This window comes from Candidatus Sulfurimonas baltica, assembly GCF_015265455.1.
GTDB classification, from domain to species: Bacteria; Campylobacterota; Campylobacteria; order Campylobacterales; family Sulfurimonadaceae; genus Sulfurimonas; species Sulfurimonas baltica.
The window spans coordinates 2,518,466-2,537,651 of record NZ_CP054492.1 but is presented as its reverse complement, the minus strand read 5'-3'; the positions used below and the strand labels follow the sequence as shown (position 1 = coordinate 2,537,651).

The window sequence follows — 19,186 nt, the reverse complement described above, 5'->3', positions numbered from 1 at the left end:
GATTTTTATGAGCACAAACAATAGTTTAGTTCAACACTTAAAAAATACAGATGCCCTTTATTCAAGTAATATTGTAGAGGCTTTTGAGAACATAGATAGAGTTGATTTTGTTTTAAACCCGGTTGACTCTGATGTTTATGAGGATTACCCTCTGCCGATAGGCCATGGTCAGACTATATCTCAGCCAACAACAGTGGCTATGATGCTGGAGATGCTAAAGCCCAAAAAAGGACAAAAGATACTGGATATAGGGAGCGGATCAGGCTGGACAACAGCACTTCTTAGCTATATCGTAGGCAGTGACGGTTATGTAACTGGAGTGGAAAGAGTTGGTGATCTTGTAAAATTTGGGAATAAAAACTTGGGAAAATATGGATTTAAAAATACAAAAATTATTCAATCAGGAGATAAGCTAGGGGTAGTTGGTGAAAAATTTGATTGTATCTTAGTCTCAGCAGCGGCTGATGAATTTCCAAAAGAGTTGGCAGAGCAGTTAAAAGTTGGCGGAAAACTTGTGATTCCGATAAAAAGTTCAATCTATGAAATAACTAAAAATGAGAATGGCAAACTTGAAGGTTCTGAACACTACGGTTTTACATTTGTTCCATTAATTTTTTAAATTCCGTCCATTGAATTTAATTGGATTTTAAACCATTTATTAAAACAACTTACGACTTATGTCATAAAATGCAAGTTCGAGTTTTTTAAGAACTGAACCAAGTTTTGAATTGTAACTGTGAATAGCTTGCATAATAACTCCTTTAAACTATCTAAAAGAAGTTACAGCAATTATAATTCCATATTTAGTTGAACATAACCAATAAAATAATTCCAAAAATAATTCTGTATATACCAAATGCGACAAATGTAAACTTATCCAAAAAGGCTAAGAATAATTTTATTGTCAGATATGCGACTATAAATGAGACAATAAATCCAACAGCTAATGTTATGAGGTTTTGATCACTAAAATCTTTGTAGTGCTTAAGTAGGTCATACGCAGCTACGGCGCTCATAACCGGAAAAGCAAGCAAGAAGCTAAACTCTGCACTCGCTTTTCTGCTTAGTCCTACCAAAAGTGCTCCTATGATTGTTGAGCCAGCTCTGCTTGTGCCCGGGATTAGTGCAAATATTTGAGCGAAACCAATTATAAGAGATTGTTTAACGGTAACCTTCTCGACATCATCTATTAGCTGGGCTTGTTCTTTTATAAAAAACTTCTCTACAATGAGAAAAATAACTCCTCCAATTATAAACATTATAGCAACGATATTAATGCTAAAAAGCTCTTTTATTTGTGAAGAGAAAAGAAATCCGACAGCTCCAATAGGTATAAATGCTAAAAAAACTTTACTCCAAAGATCTATTTTTTTGAGAGAGAATTTATCTTTGTAGTTGAATACCACTGCCAAAATAGCTGCGAACTGTATAATTACTTCATAAGCTTTGTTTACGCTGCTTTGGTCAATCCCTAAAAACTCGCTAGCTACTATAAGATGACCGGTTGAAGAGATGGGTAAAAATTCTGTAAACCCCTCTATCACCCCTAAGATAATTGAATCAAATATTGTCATTAAGTCCCTTATTCTTTACATTTTAAATTTTAGATTGAAATTCTATCATAATAATAAAGAGTCAATTTAAGTAATTTCGCTATAATACGGGGTTTTTAAATTATAATAAACTTTGTAGGAAATTTCACATGTTACTTTTTACTCCTGGACCAACTCCAGTACCTCAAAATGTCCGCAACGCTATGAGCGATGAGACTATGCATCATCGTACACCAGAATTTGAAGCTATTTTTGAACAAACCAGAAAACATCTTTTTAATCTTTTTAAGAGTGATGAAGTAGTTATGTTAAGCTCTAGCGGCACAGGTGCTATGGAAGCAGCCGTTATAAATTTATGCCACAAGACACTTTTAAATGTAAACTCTGGAAAATTTGGAGAGCGATTTGGAAAGATTGCAATAGCGCACGGTCTTGGTAGTGTTGAGATAAAAAATGAGTGGAATACTCCTGTTAGCATTGAAGCAGTAGTTGAAGCTGTTAAAGCAAACAGTGAAATAGATGCTATCGCAGTTCAGATTAGTGAATCTGCAGGCGGTCTTCGTCACCCAGTAGAAGAGCTTGCAAAAGCTATAAAAAAGATAAATCCAAACATTATGATAATTGCTGATGGAATCACAGCAGTTGGTGTTGAAAAAATTGATATATCAAATATTGATTGTCTTATAGCAGGTAGCCAAAAGGCACTTATGCTTCCTCCGGGACTCTCTATTTTGGGCTTAAGCAGTTTGGCGATTGAAAAAATCGGCGCAGGAAAAGGTTACTATTTAAACCTTGCTTCAGAGATTAAAAATCAAAGAAAAAATACAACAGCATATACAGCTGCAACTACTTTGATTATTGGTCTTTTAGAAGTTTTAGAGACAATAGAAAAAGATGGTGGAATTGATAAACTTTATGAGACAACAGCTTTAAGGGCTAAAGCAGTAGAGAGTTCACTTGAAGCTCTTGGTCTACATGTATATCCTGCTACTCCTGCTTTATCAATGACAACAATTGATGATGAAAATGCTTCACAAATCAGAAAGCTTTTACAAGAAGAGTTTGCTGTAAATGTAGCCGGAGGACAAGACCACTTAAATGGAAAAATATTCCGCATTAACCAAATGGGTCTTATTCCTGTTTATGAGATGGCTTGGGTTGTAAACTCCGTAGAACTCGCTCTTGCAAAATTAGGGCGTAGAGTTTATGATGGAACAGCAAACAAAGTTTTTAATGAAATATATTTTGAGATTGGTAAATAGAAGTGTTTTCAGAACAGTTTATAAAGGTTATTAAATAGATGATTTTAGAGCATGAAATTCCTAACGGCTCAAAGCTTTACTTTGGTAAAAGTGCTAAAGCTAAAAGAGAGATAGAGAGTGTTGCTAGCACGATATTGAGCGATAATGGATTTGAGGAGATTGTTACCCCAATTTTCTCATATCACCAACATTTAAGTATTGCTGATGAGAAAAAGTTAGTAAAAGTAAATGATGAAAAGAACAATGCAATCTCTATTAGAGCTGACTCTACAATAGATGTGGTTCGCATAATTGAGAAAAGACTCGGTAGAAATACACAGCATAAAAAGTGGTTTTACATACAGCCAGTTTTCACTTATCCGACAACAGAGCAGTATCAGGTTGGTGTTGAGTTTATGGATGAAAAAAAATTATCAAGTGTTTTAAATATAGCAGTTGATATTTTTGAGAAGCTTGAAGTATCTCCGCTGATTCAGATTTCAAATATGAGAATACCTCACATATTGGTAAGTATGTTCGATGAGTTAACTTTAGATGATTTTAGACATGTTAATATAGAGAAATTTTTAAACTTAAAAGTTGAGTGGTTGGAAAAGCTTGTCTATCTTCAACATGTAGAACAAGTAGAAGAACTACTTGAAATAGTGCCAGCTGAAATAAAAACAGAACTTTTAAAAATGAGAGAGTTATGTTTTGAAATAAAGTGTGAAAAAAGAGTTTTGGCACCAATGTACTATGCAAAAATGCTCTATTATGATGAACTGTTTTTCAGGGCAATAGATAAAAATGAAGTGTATGCAAGAGGCGGAAGATATAAAAATTCAGAGATAAGTTCTGTAGGTTTTGCAATTTATACAGATACATTAATAGAAACAAAAGTGAACTAAAAGAGGAATATGATGAAAGCAGATTTAATAGTAGGTATACAGTGGGGCGATGAGGGAAAAGGAAAGATAGTTGATAGACTTGCAAAAGAGTATGACATGGTTTGTAGAAGCCAAGGTGGGCACAATGCTGGTCATACTATCTGGGTTGATGGTATAAAGTTTGCACTTCATTTAATCCCTTCAGGTGTTTTAAATCCAAAAGCTATAAATGTCATAGGTAACGGTGTTGTTCTCTCTCCAGAAGCTCTCATTAAAGAGATGAAGCAGTTTGAAGGTTTAGAGGGACGTCTTTTTATCTCTGACAAAGCTCACTTAAACCTTCCGTATCATGCACTTATTGATCAAGCAAAAGAGAGACTAAAGGGTGAAAAAGCAATTGGTACTACCGGCAAAGGGATAGGACCTGCATACTCAGACAAAATCAATCGTGTTGGATTTAGAGTTGGGGAGTTGTTAAATCCCCCTAAACTGTGTTCAATGATTTTAGAGTATTTTGAGCAAAATAGAGCAATTTTTGATATTTACGAAATTCCTACACCAAGTGCAGATGAGCTGTTTATTGAGATAGAAGGGTATAGAGAAAAACTAGCACCTTTTATTACTGATACAACTCAGATGGTTTGGAAAGCACTTGATGAAGAGAATAAGAGAGTTTTACTTGAGGGTGCTCAAGGAACAATGTTAGATATAGATCATGGAACATACCCATATGTAACTTCAAGTGCAACTGTAAGTGCCGGTGCCTGTACAGGGCTTGGACTTAACCCAAAAGATATTGGCAAGGTTATCGGAATTGTAAAAGCTTACTGTACTCGTGTAGGTAATGGACCTTTCCCAAGTGAAGATTTTGGAGAAGACGGAAAAAGATTGGGTAAACAAGGTAACGAGTTTGGAACAACTACTGGTCGTGCAAGACGTTGTGGTTGGTTTGATGCAGTAGCAACAAGACATGCAAGCCGTCTAAATGGTTGTGACGAGTTAGCTCTTATGAAACTAGATGTTTTAGATGGTTTTGATGAAGTTAAAGTTTGTATTGCATATGAACTTGATGGAAAAGAGATAGATTATATCCCAGCAAATTTAGAGGATGTAGTGCCAATTTACAAGACCTTTAAAGGTTGGAACAACTCTGTTGGTGCAAGAACATTAGAGGAACTTCCTCAATCTGCAAGAGACTATATAAAAGTTATTGAAGAAATTTCTAAAACAAAAGTAGGTATCATATCCACTTCTCCAGAGAGAGACGATACAATAATACTTTGATTGAATCTTGATTTGTCTTTAGTCTCCACAGCGGTGGTAGAGAAATAAAATTAAGGATAGGTTGTGAAGACTCGCTTTAGTTCATTAGTAAAACTAAAAAAAAACAATATGCAAAAAAGTGAGCAAGTTGTACAAAAAGCAAATGCTGACCTCAATAGTGCTGTAATGGCACTTGAAATCTCTTACAGCTCTTTAGAGGGCCTAGAATCTCCAAAAAGCGGAAGAATGTGTGACATGTTGGCAGCAAGAACCCTTCTTGACTCACAAAGAGTAATAATTCAACATAGCAGTGAGTGGGTCGGTTTTGCAAAAAGCCAAGTCTCTCAGGCAAAAGAACAATTAAAGCTGGATACTATAGAATATGAAAAATTCAATTATTTAGAAATTCAAGAGATAAAAAAAGAGATAAAAAAAATAAAAATACAAGAGGCAAAAGATTTAGATGAAATTGCCTTGATGACTCATGGTCAAAACAAATAGAGCAGTAAGGAACTAAAATTGAAAATTATATTATTATTTATACTGGTACTTTCACCTCTTATATCTCTTGAGACAAGTGATAAACTTTTTGAATGTACAGAAATTTTTAAAGCAAGAAAAAGTGAACTTCTTATTGAACTTGAGAGAATTGATGAGCAAAAGCAAGCACTCAGTGCTCTTAAATCAGCAACAGAAGAGTTACTTGTAAAGAGAGAGGTAAAACTCTCTCAAGAAGAGGAAGTTGTTAATAGAAAACTAACAGAAATCTCATCCAAGGAAGAGTCAATAAAGAAAATGCTTCAAAGAAATGAGCAAGTTTTAAAAGAGACAAAAAATATAAAAACTGATAAAATTGCTCAAACATTTGCAAAAATGAAAGATGCCTCTGCTGCAAATATACTCTCAGATATGAAACCAGATGAAGCAGCTTCTATTCTTAGTTCCCTTAAGCCAAAGACGGTTGGAAAGATTTTAACAAAGATGGATTCTAAAAAAGCCTCAGAACTTACTATACTTTTAATAAAATAATTTCTCTCTAATCATATCTTTACCTTACTTAGTGTAAAATACAAAAATTATTTTATACAAGACAAGGTCTATTGATGAAAATATCACTAAAAGCTATCCCTCATATATCCAGTAAAATTGCAATTGACCTAAACAAGAGCGGTGTTGTTACTATTACAAAAGGTCTTGAATTTGTTGCTAAAGAAGCTGAAAAGATATTGATTCACAACGTAAATCAAGAGCTTGCACTAGAAGAAAAAGTTAATGATATCTGCGAAGATAACGAAGAAGAAATTGAGTTTAACCTTGTTGATGAAAGACAACTTTTCTTTATGATAAAGAAAAAACTCGCACCTGAGTTTGGAATTATCTTAAACTATGAAGAGCGTTATTCAGACCTTTCTCATAAAATTTTAGATGAACTTTATGAAGAAGATTTGATTCATTTTGAAGTGACAGAAAACAGAATAAAAAATATTATCTATAATGCAATTACCTCTTTTATTGCAGAGGCTTCAGAATTAGATACTGCAATTATGGATAAAATTAAAACTTATAAAAAAAGATATATTCCAGGCACAGATGAGTTTGATATTTTATATGAAAAACTTTATCGTGAGGAATTAACAAAAAGAGGTATGGAGTAATGAGTATGAAAAAAGCTTTTTTATATCTTGAGAACGGAACTTTCTTAGAGGCAAGCAGCTTTGGTGCAGAAGATACAATAGTCGGTGAAATTGTTTTTAACACATCTATGAGTGGATATCAGGAGATTATGTCTGATCCATCTTATGCTGGACAGTTTGTAACTTTTACTGCGCCAGAAATTGGAAATGTCGGAGTAAATGCTCAAGACATGGAGAGCAAAGGCGCTCACGCCAAGGGTATGTTAGTTAGAAAATATCAAAAAAGATATTCTAACTTCAGAGCAGAAAACTCTTTGGATGCATTTTTAAAAGAGCATAATGTAATGGGTATTTGTGATATTGATACGAGGTACTTAACTAAGATGTTAAGAGATGAGGGTGCTATGATGATGGTAGCATCTACTGAGATTAGTGACAAAGATGAGTTGAAAAAGATTTTGCAAAATTCTCCTCGTATTGAAGAAATTAATTATATAGATATAGTAAGCACAAAAGAGGCTTATAAACATACTCAGTCAACTTATGCAGAAAAAATCGGTTTTGATTTTGATAAGGCTCCCGAAGTTCAAGCAAATATAGTTGTAATTGATTTTGGTGTTAAAACAAATATATTAAACGAGATTGTAAGTGCCGGGATTGGTGTTGAAGTAATTCCAAATGATTTTTCAGCCGATAATCTTATAAGCAGATACAACTCTAAAGAAATTGACGGTGTATTTCTGTCAAATGGACCTGGTGACCCTTTGGTGCTTAAAAAAGAGCAAGAGCAGATTAAAAAACTTATAGCTGCAAAAATTCCAATATTTGGGATCTGTCTTGGGCATCAACTACTCTCTATCTCTCATGGGTATGACACATACAAGCTCAAATTTGGTCATCATGGTGGAAATCATCCTGTAAAAAATGAGAAAACAGGCTTGGTTGAGATTACAGCGCAAAATCATAACTATAATGTTCCTGACAATATAATTGAAGTTGCAAAAGTTACCCATACAAATCTTTTTGACAACACCATAGAGGGTTTGAAATATAATGACTCTCCAATATTCTCTGTTCAACATCATCCAGAGTCAAGTCCTGGACCAAAAGAGAGCAGATATATCTTCAATGAGTTTTTATCTTTAATAAAAAGATAAAGCTCTCCTCCAACCCTCAATTAACATTTTTTTATTGCTTAAGCATAAGAATTAGATAAATAATTAATAAAATTTTCAAATTTGTCATAATTTTGTCAATATTTAAGATTACTTAAACATTTATACTGATAATATGCTAATGTTAATTGATTTGCTAATTTTATGATAATTAGTTAAATTTAATTGCTTTGAATCTATAAGGAGGCTATATATGGAGAATCGTCCATTAGAGTACGACTATACAGTTGCTAAGATGTTCATGTTTACAACAGTTATTTTAGGAATTGTTGGCATGTTAGTAGGTGTAATTTTAGCTTTTCAACTTGCTTATCCCGGGCTTAATTTATTTCTGGGGGACGGTTTAGCTGAATACACTAATTTTAGTCGTCTTCGTCCACTGCACACAGATGCGGTAATTTTTGGTTTTACACTTAGTGGTATTTTTGCTACTTGGTATTATGTTGGTCAGCGTGTATTAAAAGTATCAATGGCAGAGTCTAGAGTATTGATGTTTTTGGGTAAATTACACTTTTGGCTCTATTTGGTGGTAGTCGCTTCGGTTGTTATATCACTATTAGCAGGTGTTACTACTTCAAAAGAGTATGCTGAATTTGAGTGGCCAATTGATATTGCTGTAGTAGTGGTATGGGTCGTATTTGGCTTAAGTATGTTCGGTCTTATCGGTATGCGCCGTGAAAAGTCACTATATATATCTATTTGGTATTACATTGCTACATTCCTAGGTATAGCTATGCTTTATCTATTTAACAATATGGAGATACCTACAATTTTAGGTACATCTGCTGCTGGCGAAAGTGGGATTGGTGCTTGGTACCATTCTGTTTCTATGTATGCAGGCACTAATGATGCACTTGTTCAGTGGTGGTATGGACACAATGCTGTTGCCTTTGGTTTTACGGTTCCTATTGTTGCCATGATTTACTACTTTTTACCAAAAGAGTCTGGTCAAGCGATTTATTCTTATAAGCTATCTTTACTCTCTTTTTGGGGCTTAATGTTCGTTTATTTATGGGCTGGCGGTCATCACCTTCTATATTCAACAGTTCCAGACTGGGTACAGACAATGGGTTCAATTTTCTCTGTCATCTTAATCTTGCCATCATGGGGTTCAGCTATTAATATGCTTCTTACGATGAAGGGTGAGTGGCAGCAGGTTGCAGCATCTCCTCTTATAAAGTTTATGGTTCTAGGTTCAACTTTTTACATGTTCTCAACATTAGAAGGTCCGATTCAAGCAATAAAATCAGTTAACGCGATTGCACACTTTACCGACTGGATTGTTGGTCACGTGCATGATGGTGTTCTTGGATGGGTCGGCTTTATGATTATGGCTGCACTCTTTCATATGGCTCCACGTGTGTTTAAAAGAGAGATTTACTCTAAATCTCTTATGGCGGCACAGTTCTGGATTCAAACATTAGGCGTTGTTTTATACTTCACCTCTATGTGGATTGCAGGTATTACTCAAGGTATGATGTGGCGTGCTCATGATGAATTTGGTAACTTAGCTTACTCTTTCATTGATACGGTAACTGTTCTTCATCCTTACTACGCTATACGTGGCGTGGGTGGTTTATTGTATCTTGTTGGTTTCTTGATGTTTGCTTATAACATGTATAAAACTATGTCTTCTCGCAGAGTTGAAGAGTCTGAGCTTCAAAACGCATCGCCTATGGGCGCATAAAAGATAAGGATAATAATATGTTTCATTGGTTAGAAAAACATCCGTTCTTTTTTGCGGTAGGTGTATTCGTAGTAATTGCTTTTGCTGGTTTAGTAGAAATATTACCAAATTTTGCTCAAGCATCTCGTCCTGTAATCGGTACAGCTCCATACTCTACATTAGAGTTGGCGGGTCGTCACGTTTATATTAAAAATAGTTGTAATGCATGTCACTCACAGCTTGTTCGTCCGTTTAAATCAGAGACTGACCGTTATGGTCACTACTCTTTAAGTGGTGAGTATGCTTATGATCGTCCTTTTCTTTGGGGCTCTAAAAGAACAGGTCCAGACTTAATGCGCGTTGGTAATTATAGAACTACTGACTGGCATGAAAATCATATGAAAGATCCAGCTTCTGTGGTTCCGGGCTCTATTATGCCCGCTTACAAATGGATGTTTACAAATAAGGCTGATATAGATACTGCTTATGCAGAGCAACTAACTGTTGCACAGTTCTTCTCAGTTCCGTATAACAAAGAAGTTCCTATGAAAGACGGCTCTAAAAAAGTTGTTAAAATGGGAAGCAGTGTCGCCGATGCAAACGATTTAGCCTTAGCTGAAGCAAAAGTGATAGCGGCGGATATGAAAGATCAAGATGTAAAAGATGCAGTAGCTAACGGAGATATTCCTGAGATAGTTGCTCTTATTGCTTACATGAACAGTCTTCAATAAGTAGGGGTTTGTAGTGGATATTGCACAAATTCAAGCTTATGGATATTTTGCTCTAATAACTATTTTGGTTATAGCTCTTTATGCATATATATATCATTTATATACAAAAAGAAAAGATGCAGATGGAATAGACTATGAGAGTTTTAGCAATATGGCACTCAAAGATGATATAGATGATACTCCGGTGTCACCTATGTCTGATGACGAGGTGCCCCTTGAGGGTAGAATAAAGAGAAATAGGAGAGATATATGAATAAGCTTTATCTTGGGGGAATTATCTTTGCTGCTGTGATGATACTGTTGACTTACTTGTCAGTAGGTGGTTCAGAGGGTGGTTTAAATGGTGATATCGTCAATATTCTTGCAGTTACCGGCGCAATAGCACTAGTAATAATTACAGTTTTTGTTGTAATCAAGTATGTTCGTCAAATGCAAACAGACACTGCAGATGGGCAGTTGGCTGAAGAGAGTTGGGATGGTATCGGTGAATACTTAAATGAGTTGCCTATGGGTTGGGCTGTTATGTTCTTAATACTTATGGTTTGGGGAATGTGGTATATGACCATTGGTTATCCTGTAAATGCATATTCACAAATTGGTGAGTATAATGAAGATACGGCAGCTCACAATGCCAAATTTGAAGCAAAATATGCTGATATAACCGGCAGTAGATTGGTAGAGATGGGTGAATCTGTATATTTGGCTGAGTGTAAAGTTTGTCACGGAATCAGTGCTGATGGTATTGATGGCAAAGCAGCTAATCTTAATAAAAGAATTAGTGCAAGTTCAGTTAAGTATGCAATAGAAAATGGCTCTGACAACTATTTGCTAGACCCTAAGCAGTCAACGCCGATGCCAGATCGTAATGGTCTTCTCAATAGCAACAGCGGCGCTCTGATTACGGATGGAGAGATTAATATGGTCTCTTTTTATGTTGCAAACGGTATGAGTGGAGAGGGTGCTGATATATTTGCCGGAACTTGTGCCATGTGTCACGGTGCTGATGGAATGGGTATTGAAAATGTTGCTCCAAGCATTGCAACGTTTACAACTAGTCTTGTTGTGGATGTTCTGCTTCACGGCAAAAAAGGTATTATTGGCGAAATGCCTAAATTTGAGAGACTTAACGCTAAACAAAAAGAGGCTGTTGGTGCATATATCAGCAGCTTGAATAAATAAGGAGTCAGATATGAATGAGAACAGAAGCGTATTTGCTCTGGATGGTATAACAGGTATGTTAATTGCAACTGTATTGCTACTTGCAATCCTAGTTGTTTTATCAGCTTGGGGACTAAGTGTGCAAAATACAAGTGCGACAAACTTTTATGAGATAAAAGATGAACAATCAATAAAAATGATTAGCACAGACAATGCTAAACATATAGTTGATGTAAAGTAAAGGGGCAAATAATGGAAAAAATTATTTCATGGGGCCTTGTAATAATGGCTATCTACACTGCTTATGTGGTTTTAACGCCAAATCATCTTTTTGTTGGTTAGGAAATTTTTTTGAAATTTTCTAGAGGGCTTGCGGCCCTCATCCTCACAGTACTGTTTAACACATCACTTACAGCGCAATATTTATATAAAGATGAAGTTATTTTCAATCCTGCTTTTAGTGAACAGATTGAGAAACTGGGTTCTGAACTATATCAAAAAACGGGAATATCTTTAAGACTTATTATGCTTAAAGAGCTCCCAAACAAGATGCATATAGTTGAGTATGAAAAAGAGCTGATGAAAGATTTCAGTGAGCCTACGATTTTGCTTACCTTTTCAGAGATGGACTCCAAAGTGGATATATTGGCAAGCGAGCCATCTTTATATAAGTATTTCGATAAAAAACAGATTTTAAGCCCCATTTCATCACCGGTTCAAGCTTTTGTAATTGCTTTGATGAATATGGATTTTAGTGATATGACAAGCGGCGGTACAATCTTGCCTCTCTTGGCTCAAAAAGCTAAAAAAGGAGAAATCCTTGGAAAGTACAGTGGTTCTATGTTTAACGGTTACGCTGATATTGCAGAGCAGATAGCAGAAAGTAAAAATGTAGTTTTGCAAAATGCAGTCGGCAATGCTAATCAAAACAGTATTTTACTCGTGAAGGTATTGTTTTACGGCATTATTGTTTATGGCATAGTCTTGTATATTAAAAGAAAACTATATTTTATAAGGAAAAAAAATGAACATAGCTAACGGTAGAATTTGGCCATATGCAATCGGTATATCAATTATGCTTGTGTTTAGTGCCTGTATAGTGACTGTAGTTGTTGCTAACACACTTCCAGTTGAAAAGAGTGATACTTATATGATGGGCTATCATGAAGCTGATGCAAAAGCAAATGAGTTAATACAAGCAAAGATTGCATTTGATAAAAAATATAAGATTGAGTATATCACTGATACTTTACATGTAGAGGGTTCAACAATAAAATATAGGGTTACCGACGTAAACTCTCAACCGGTAAATAGTGCAAAGATAAAAGTGATTGTTACAAGACCAAACAACCATAAGCACGACCAAGAGCTGAGTAATCCGTCAGTTGAAAATGGAGTTTATACTTTTGCAACTATCAAACTTCCTCAAGAGGGAAGATGGGATATTATGGCAAAAGCCAATGTGCAAGATGTTCAAAGATTTTACAATGTTAAAGCCGACACTAGAGCTAAAGAGGCTTTTGAATATTAAGCTATAATTCTTTTATGAATAACTCAACTATAGTCTTGCCATCAGCCCGCGCAATAAGAGCAGAGCAGATGGCAATTGATAACTCAACTCTTTTTCTTCCCAACTTTATTACTATGAGTGATTTCATCTCAAAACTCTGTATAGTCAAAGATTTTAAAACACTTGATGCGGATAGCAGAGTTTTACTTCTCCTTGAAGCTTCAGACTTTAAAGCATTTACGAAACTTCAAATCCAGAGAAACTTTTTCACATTTACTAAAAACAGTTCATATATTTTTAAATTTTTTGAAGAGATGAGTGCTGAGATGTACGACATAAAGAGATTGGATACCTCAGATATTTACGGCGAGTATGAAGAGCATATAACAATTTTGCAAGAGTTGTATAAAAGGTATCAGCTCTTGTGCAGTGAGAGAAAAATTTTAGATAAAATATTTCTTGCTAAACTCTACACCTTCAATGAATCATATGCAAAAACTCATAAAAAAATTGTTCTACATGTAGATGGCCATTTAACAAACTTTGAACTGGAACTTTTACAAAAATGTTGTGAGTTTAGCACGCTACATGTAGTGTTTAATACTACTAAGTTTAATTCTAAAATGCAGAGTAAGTTCTTAGAGTTAGGTATAGAGCTGGAAAATGGTTTTGAGTATGAAATTTCTTTAAATAAGCGTGAAATAATTAGCTCTCATAAGCAAGTGCAAAACAAAAATGTTACATGTGAATCTTTTAGTGAGACAATACTGCAAGTTGCATTTGTGCAAAAAAAGATATATGACTTTATTAAGAGCGGACATAAGCCTGAAAATATAGCGGTAATACTTCCAGATGAAAAATTTGCCCCAATGCTTAAAGCTTTTGATGAAAAATCTAACTTTAACTTTGCAATGGGCGAACCGTTTAACAAAACAAAGATTTATGAAAAACTAGACTCTACATGTAAGTTTATAGACCAAGACTCAAAAGAGAACGAAGCTAGACTGGAGAGAGTTGGTGATGAGTTCTACATGTTACTTCGAAGTATATACTACAAAAAAAGTCATGAGGTGGATATTTTAGCGTTTTTGAGAGAGTACAAAGAGAGATTTTCAAATAAAAAAGAGATAAAAATATTTGAAGAAGAGCTTTACGGTTTTAAAAATATATTGCCATATATGAGAGAGATGGGTGTTAAATCTCTGCTCTCAGTTTTCTTGCAAAGATTGGCTAGCAGAACTCTGGATGATGTACGAGGTGGGAAAATAACTGTTATGGGTGTTTTAGAGACACGTTCAGTTAAGTTCGATGCGGTAGTAATAGTTGACTTTAGCGATTCAAACGTACCAAAGAGAAGCGACAAAGATATGTTTTTAAACACAAGCATAAGAGAGATGGCAAATCTCCCTACAATGAGCGACAGAGAAAACCTACAAAAACACTACTATGAGATGTTAATCAGTAGAAGTAAAGAGGTGGCAATCTCGTTTGTAAAATCAAGCGATAGTTCAGGTTCTAGATTTTTAAAACAGCTTGGGATTCAAGAGAAAACTCTACATGTGGAATTAGATTATGCAAATATTTTGTTCGAGAAAAAAACTCTACATGTAGAAAAAGAAGAGGAAGAGATAAAGCTAGAGTACAGCTTTAAAAACCAAAAACTATCTGCTACAAGACTAAAAAACTTTCTTACATGTAAAAGAAAATACTACTACAGATATGTCAAAAATATATACGCTCATGAGATACCAAAAGATATGCCAAAAGAGTATGAGATTGGTTTAGATGTCCATGAGGCGCTAAAAGAGCTCTACACGAAAAAGAGCAGTTACTCCAATGTTGACGAGCTCAAAAAAAATCTACATGTAGAGCTTGACGAGGCTTGTGGAGAGAGTGAGTTAGAGAAGTATCTTATAGCTATGCAAAAAAGAAATCTGGACAAGTTTTGCCAAGAAGAAGTTAAACGATTCGCAGATGGATGGGAAGTGTACAAATGTGAAGAGAGTATGGAATGTAGCTTTGCAGGAATCACTTTGGTTGGGCAAATAGACCGAATAGATAAACGTGCAAATGAGATATTCGTACTTGACTATAAAACAGGAAAATACCCTCTTTATACAGAGAAGAACTTTACAGAAGCAACAGACTTCCAACTTGAGTTTTACTACCTCTTAGCTGGCGGATTAGGCAATGTAGTCGGGTGTGGATACTATGACCTCAAAGAGTCTAAAATTGTAAATGAGGCTTTTTTAGAAGAGAAGTTAGCAGTGCTTGAGTCGAATATAAAAGATTTGCTTTGCATTGAAGATGTTAACTTTGAAAAATGTGAAGATTTGAAAAATTGCTTGTTTTGTGACTATAGAGTAATGTGCGGGAGAGAATGATTATCTTTTTTAAGAGTTGGATGTAGCGACAAAATTTATAAAATATATAGTATAATGGTATAAAATATACCACTATAGGGGTAAATATGAAAATAAGAACTTTAGAAACCATTTTAAAAATAGCTCTTGAGACATTCCCTATTGTACTTTTAAATGGAGCAAGACAAGTAGGCAAATCGACACTTGCACTAGAAAAATTTCAAAATTACCTCACTTTTGATGATGGAGAGCTAAGACTCTACGCAAAAGAGAATCCAAAAGCTTTTCTTAAAAACCTCGAACTCCCCATCTGCCTCGATGAGATACAAAAAGTGCCTACACTCCTTGAGTATATGAAAATGCAAATAGACAAAGAGAGGGTGAATGGGAGCTTTTTGCTTACAGGCAGTTCTAATGTGCTTGACCACAAAGATGCAAAAGATACCCTTGCAGGGAGGCTTTGCGAGCTAAGACTTCATCCGCTCAGTTCAAAAGAGAAAAATGACAAACCCCATGAAAATGTGATAGAAAAGCTTCTCAAAAGAGAGTTCAAACTTGCCAAAAAAGAGTATAGCGAGGAGACTATCAAACATATTATTGACGGCGGGTATCCTGAAATCTTAACGCTTGAGGGGATGCCAAGAGACTTATGGTTTAAGTCTTACATCGCAACCTACATAGAGAGAGATGCAAGAGATTTGGCGGATATACGGGATATTGACAGCTTTATCAAGTTTGTCAATGTTCTTGCTTCAAGAAGCGGCACACTCCTAAACAAGTCAAGCCTAAGCAACGACATAGGCATAAAAGATGTCACAACGGACAACTACCTCTCTATCATAAACCGCATCTACCAAGCCTCACTTCTGAAGCCCTATTTTGCGAACATCGGCAAACAATTTACAAAGTCGCCTAAGGTGTTTTTCAACGACACGGGAGTACTTTGCTCACTGCTTCGAATCGATTCCAAAGAGAAACTCCTTAGCTCACCTTACAGCGGACAAGTTTTTGAGACCTACATTTTTTGCGAACTCCAAAAACACCTCTCTTACATGCAAAAAAGCGGCACACTCTACCACTACAGAACAAACGACAAAAAAGAGATAGATTTTATAGTCGAAGTGGACAATGAGATACTCGCCATAGAGGTAAAACAAAGCAGCAGTGTCAAAAAAGATGACTTTAAACACATCATCGACTTTCAAAGCAGATGTGAGCAAAAGTGCTTAGGCGTGGTCTTTTACAATGGCGAAATGGTTGTAGAGTTTGGGGATGATTTGGTAGCTTTACCGTTTGGGATGTTTTTGTGATTTTGAGAAATAAGGGGACAGGATGGAGTTAGTTTATTTATGGGTTGAAGATTATAAAAATATACATCATCAAGGGTTTAATTTTTCGCCTAGGTTTGAGTGTAAGTTTGATGGCGAAAATTTAACTATTGATGATAAAAGCAAAGACTATGTGAGTATTTTTCCTGATAATATCAATATTACTGCTATTGTTGGGGAGAATGGGAGTGGCAAAAGTAGTTTATTTGAAATAATCTCAAAAATATTAACTGTCTCATATTTTGTGGATGAACTGAACTTTTTTTATGTCTTAAATAACGGAATAGATAACATTTGTTATTCAGGCAATATAAATGTGATAAATCCAGACATACATATTGAGAAACATATTTCTTTTGTGCATAGTAAGGAGGGTACAAATGAACATAATCCAAAAGTAAATTTAAAGCATCATTTTGATGTATATTATTTAAATATATCTCATTTAGAAAGAGAAGGAATTATTGAAAATGATTCACCAAGTCCAGAAGACCCTATAAAGTATTATGGTATTTATAGAAAAAATGATTTTAATTTATATAAAGAAAATAGTTTGTATCCAACTTTTTCAGGATTCAAACTTTCACAATTTAACTTTTTTCAAACTTATGCAATAGGTAATTTATTAGTTGATGATAAGTACAAAAAGCTATTTTTTGAAGTTTTTAAAATAAAACAGCCATATAGTATTAAAATTGACTATACAGAAAAAAAGCTTGAAGAAATAAAAATTTCTAACACACCCGATGGTGACCTATCAAGAGCAATAGATGAAAGTGTACCTGATAAAATTGATAAAATAATAAATTTTTTAATAAAAATAGATAATAATTTAATTATTGAAAGTGATGATTATAAAACATTTTTTACTTTGGTTTCATCTGCAAATTTAGCAGAAGAGTTTCAATTAACTTTTCAAACAGAAGAGAATAAAACTATCAAATTAAGTGCAGGAGAAAAAACAATTTTATTTTATTTGGAAAGAATAGACTTTATGCTATCCCAATTTAAAAGCAAAAGTAATATAGTACTTTTTGATGAAATAGAGTTGTATCTTCATCCAAATTGGCAAAAACGAATTTTAAAAATCATACTTGATTTTATTCAAGAAAATGAATTAGTAGAAAATCTACATATTATAATAGCCTCTCACTCTCCATTCATTCTCTCAGACCTACCAAAAGAAAATGTGATATTTTTAGATAAGTTTGATGATGAAACAAAGAAAAAATATCCAAAATTAAAGATAAATGGATTAGAAAATGGAAATTGTATAAATGTAAGTAAGTATATTGAACTTAATCCTTTCGGAGCAAATATCCACACTCTGCTTTCTGACGGTTTTTTTATGAAAGATGGGCTTATGGGTGAGTTTGCGAAAGAGAAAATTAATGAGATTAAAGAATTTTATGACAAAGTTAAAAAAAGCAAAAATCCTCAAAAAACTTATTTAAAAAAATATAATGAAAATAAAAAAGACTTTGAAAATATCCAAAGAATCATCGGTGAGCCATTTTTAAAAACTATTATGAAAAATTATTTGGATGAACTGGAAATTTTATTTCATGGCAAAAAAGAGTTTTTAGACAAAGAAATAAAAAGACTTGAAAAGTTACGAGAGAGTTTAGATGATAAAGCTTGATTATTCAAATTATTTACAAGATGAAAAATTTGACTTAGAAAATGAATATTACAATTTATTTGATAGCAGTAGCTTTGATGAGTTAAAAAAAGAATATCCATTCAACATTATTTTTTTAAATATAGATTTTAAAGATATTATATTGGCTAAAGCAGATAATTTAAAATGTTTAATAAATAAAATTGAATTGAAGATTATCGAACAATCAATGCTTATCAAGAAAATTAAAAATCCTAGAGCAAAAGAAAAAAAAGAAATATTGATTTATGGAGCAAAAGATAAAATAAAAGAAAAATTTAAATATGAAGGGAATAATCAAAGTAAAAAGATAACCCCATTTCTCACAAAAAATTTTAATTTTAGAACTTGCTTTTATTGTAACAAAGATTTTATTACAAATTTTGATGCAAAAAAAGAAGTTTCAACTTTTCAACTTGACCATTTTTTGATAAAGCTACTTATCCGTATTTGGCACTTAGTTTTTATAATCTTATTCCATCTTGTCCAACTTGTAATTCAAAAAAAGTGAAAGGGGAACTAAATACTTTTGAGCAAGATGCAAAGGTAGGAATATTTCAAAATGAAACTTGTATCGCACCAAATGATGCAAATTTCGATTTTCACGAAAAAGTAAAATTCAAACTCTTTTTAAATAAAAATTGCAAAAATTTACATATTACATCAAAAGAAGAGAAAGAGAAGAATATTGATATACCACTCAAAGAAAACTATACAAATCAGTACGATAAATACATAGAAATTTTCAAACTCAATGAACGCTACAAAGTACACAAAGATATAGTTTTTAAAATGATTCAAAATGCAGAACTTTATCCAGAGAGCAGACTCAGAGAGTTGCAAGATTTAACAGGCATACCGTTCCAGCAAATCAAAAAAGATATTTTTAATCTTATTGATGAAAATGAGGATTTATCAAAACAGCCATTTTCAAAACTCATCAAAGATATAAGCAAAGAGCTTCAGCTAATATAAAAAACAAAATCTTTACTCTTAGAGATTTGCAAGTAAGTATAA

General features: G+C 34.0%; 21 protein-coding genes. 20 read left to right on the top strand and 1 reads right to left on the bottom strand.

Translation table 11 applies throughout. The features are described 5' to 3' along the window. Positions 1-7 precede the first annotated feature (7 nt). A complete protein-coding gene (locus HUE88_RS12740) occupies positions 8-619 on the top strand; it encodes a protein-L-isoaspartate O-methyltransferase family protein (protein ID WP_194369544.1) in 612 nt (203 codons plus the stop codon). 184 nt (positions 620-803) lie between these two features. Here HUE88_RS12740 and HUE88_RS12735 read toward each other — a convergent pair whose 3' ends face one another. After that, the gene (locus tag HUE88_RS12735; RefSeq protein ID WP_194369543.1) at positions 804-1,574 is read right to left on the bottom strand and encodes an undecaprenyl-diphosphate phosphatase; all 771 of its coding nucleotides are present in this window, start codon (positions 1,572-1,574) and stop codon (positions 804-806) included. A gap of 128 nt (positions 1,575-1,702) precedes the next feature. Here HUE88_RS12735 and HUE88_RS12730 point away from each other — a divergent pair, with 128 nt between their 5' ends. The 19 genes from HUE88_RS12730 to HUE88_RS12640 all read left to right on the top strand — a co-directional run bounded on the left by HUE88_RS12730 (position 1,703) and on the right by HUE88_RS12640 (position 19,144). Then, entirely contained in the window at positions 1,703-2,815 is a 1,113-nt protein-coding gene (locus HUE88_RS12730) for a pyridoxal-phosphate-dependent aminotransferase family protein (protein WP_194369542.1), read from the top strand. A gap of 38 nt (positions 2,816-2,853) precedes the next feature. Continuing rightward, positions 2,854-3,702, top strand: a complete 849-nt coding sequence (locus HUE88_RS12725; protein WP_194369541.1) for an ATP phosphoribosyltransferase regulatory subunit — start codon at positions 2,854-2,856, stop codon at positions 3,700-3,702. 9 nt (positions 3,703-3,711) lie between these two features. Next, positions 3,712-4,965 (top strand): adenylosuccinate synthase, encoded by a 1,254-nt coding sequence (locus HUE88_RS12720; protein ID WP_194369538.1) that lies wholly within the window; start codon positions 3,712-3,714, stop codon positions 4,963-4,965. A gap of 63 nt (positions 4,966-5,028) precedes the next feature. Next, the gene (locus tag HUE88_RS12715; protein ID WP_229860088.1) at positions 5,029-5,445 is read left to right on the top strand and encodes a flagellar export protein FliJ; all 417 of its coding nucleotides are present in this window, start codon (positions 5,029-5,031) and stop codon (positions 5,443-5,445) included. Between the two features lie 18 nt (positions 5,446-5,463). Next, the gene (locus HUE88_RS12710; protein WP_194369536.1) at positions 5,464-5,973 is read left to right on the top strand and encodes a MotE family protein; all 510 of its coding nucleotides are present in this window, start codon (positions 5,464-5,466) and stop codon (positions 5,971-5,973) included. Positions 5,974-6,047: 74 nt separating this feature from the next. Continuing rightward, positions 6,048-6,599 (top strand): DUF507 family protein, encoded by a 552-nt coding sequence (locus HUE88_RS12705; protein WP_194369534.1) that lies wholly within the window; start codon positions 6,048-6,050, stop codon positions 6,597-6,599. A gap of 5 nt (positions 6,600-6,604) precedes the next feature. After that, complete coding sequence (gene carA / locus HUE88_RS12700; RefSeq protein WP_194369532.1) at positions 6,605-7,735, top strand: glutamine-hydrolyzing carbamoyl-phosphate synthase small subunit; 1,131 nt, start codon at positions 6,605-6,607, stop codon at positions 7,733-7,735. 211 nt (positions 7,736-7,946) lie between these two features. Further along, a complete protein-coding gene (ccoN, locus tag HUE88_RS12695; protein ID WP_194369530.1) occupies positions 7,947-9,440 on the top strand; it encodes a cytochrome-c oxidase, cbb3-type subunit I in 1,494 nt (497 codons plus the stop codon). 17 nt (positions 9,441-9,457) lie between these two features. Next, complete coding sequence (ccoO, locus tag HUE88_RS12690) at positions 9,458-10,150, top strand: cytochrome-c oxidase, cbb3-type subunit II (protein ID WP_194369528.1); 693 nt, start codon at positions 9,458-9,460, stop codon at positions 10,148-10,150. A gap of 13 nt (positions 10,151-10,163) precedes the next feature. After that, on the top strand, positions 10,164-10,403 hold the full coding sequence (locus tag HUE88_RS12685) for a CcoQ/FixQ family Cbb3-type cytochrome c oxidase assembly chaperone (RefSeq protein ID WP_194369525.1): 240 nt from the start codon (positions 10,164-10,166) through the stop codon (positions 10,401-10,403). Next, positions 10,400-11,329, top strand: coding sequence for a c-type cytochrome (locus tag HUE88_RS12680; RefSeq protein WP_194369523.1), 930 nt, complete (start codon positions 10,400-10,402; stop codon positions 11,327-11,329). Before HUE88_RS12685 ends, HUE88_RS12680 begins: the two co-directional genes overlap by 4 nt. 10 nt (positions 11,330-11,339) lie before the next feature. Further along, positions 11,340-11,549, top strand: a complete 210-nt coding sequence (locus HUE88_RS12675) for a DUF4006 family protein (RefSeq protein WP_194369521.1) — start codon at positions 11,340-11,342, stop codon at positions 11,547-11,549. Positions 11,550-11,659: 110 nt separating this feature from the next. Next, positions 11,660-12,346 carry a 3-dehydroquinate dehydratase gene (locus tag HUE88_RS12670; protein ID WP_194369519.1) on the top strand — a complete coding sequence of 229 codons (687 nt, stop codon included), beginning with the start codon at positions 11,660-11,662 and terminating at the stop codon, positions 12,344-12,346. Then, positions 12,333-12,839 carry a FixH family protein gene (locus tag HUE88_RS12665; protein WP_194369517.1) on the top strand — a complete coding sequence of 169 codons (507 nt, stop codon included), beginning with the start codon at positions 12,333-12,335 and terminating at the stop codon, positions 12,837-12,839. The genes HUE88_RS12670 and HUE88_RS12665 overlap by 14 nt, the downstream gene beginning before the upstream one ends. Before the next feature lie 14 nt (positions 12,840-12,853). After that, a complete protein-coding gene (locus HUE88_RS12660; RefSeq protein ID WP_194369514.1) occupies positions 12,854-15,202 on the top strand; it encodes a PD-(D/E)XK nuclease family protein in 2,349 nt (782 codons plus the stop codon). Positions 15,203-15,288: 86 nt separating this feature from the next. After that, positions 15,289-16,491 carry an ATP-binding protein gene (locus HUE88_RS12655; RefSeq protein ID WP_194369512.1) on the top strand — a complete coding sequence of 401 codons (1,203 nt, stop codon included), beginning with the start codon at positions 15,289-15,291 and terminating at the stop codon, positions 16,489-16,491. 22 nt (positions 16,492-16,513) lie between these two features. Beyond that, positions 16,514-18,151, top strand: coding sequence for an AAA family ATPase (locus HUE88_RS12650; RefSeq protein ID WP_194369510.1), 1,638 nt, complete (start codon positions 16,514-16,516; stop codon positions 18,149-18,151). Beyond that, on the top strand, positions 18,138-18,680 hold the full coding sequence (locus HUE88_RS12645) for a hypothetical protein (protein ID WP_194369509.1): 543 nt from the start codon (positions 18,138-18,140) through the stop codon (positions 18,678-18,680). Before HUE88_RS12650 ends, HUE88_RS12645 begins: the two co-directional genes overlap by 14 nt. Continuing rightward, positions 18,677-19,144, top strand: a complete 468-nt coding sequence (locus tag HUE88_RS12640; RefSeq protein ID WP_194369508.1) for a hypothetical protein — start codon at positions 18,677-18,679, stop codon at positions 19,142-19,144. Before HUE88_RS12645 ends, HUE88_RS12640 begins: the two co-directional genes overlap by 4 nt. Positions 19,145-19,186 lie beyond the last annotated feature (42 nt).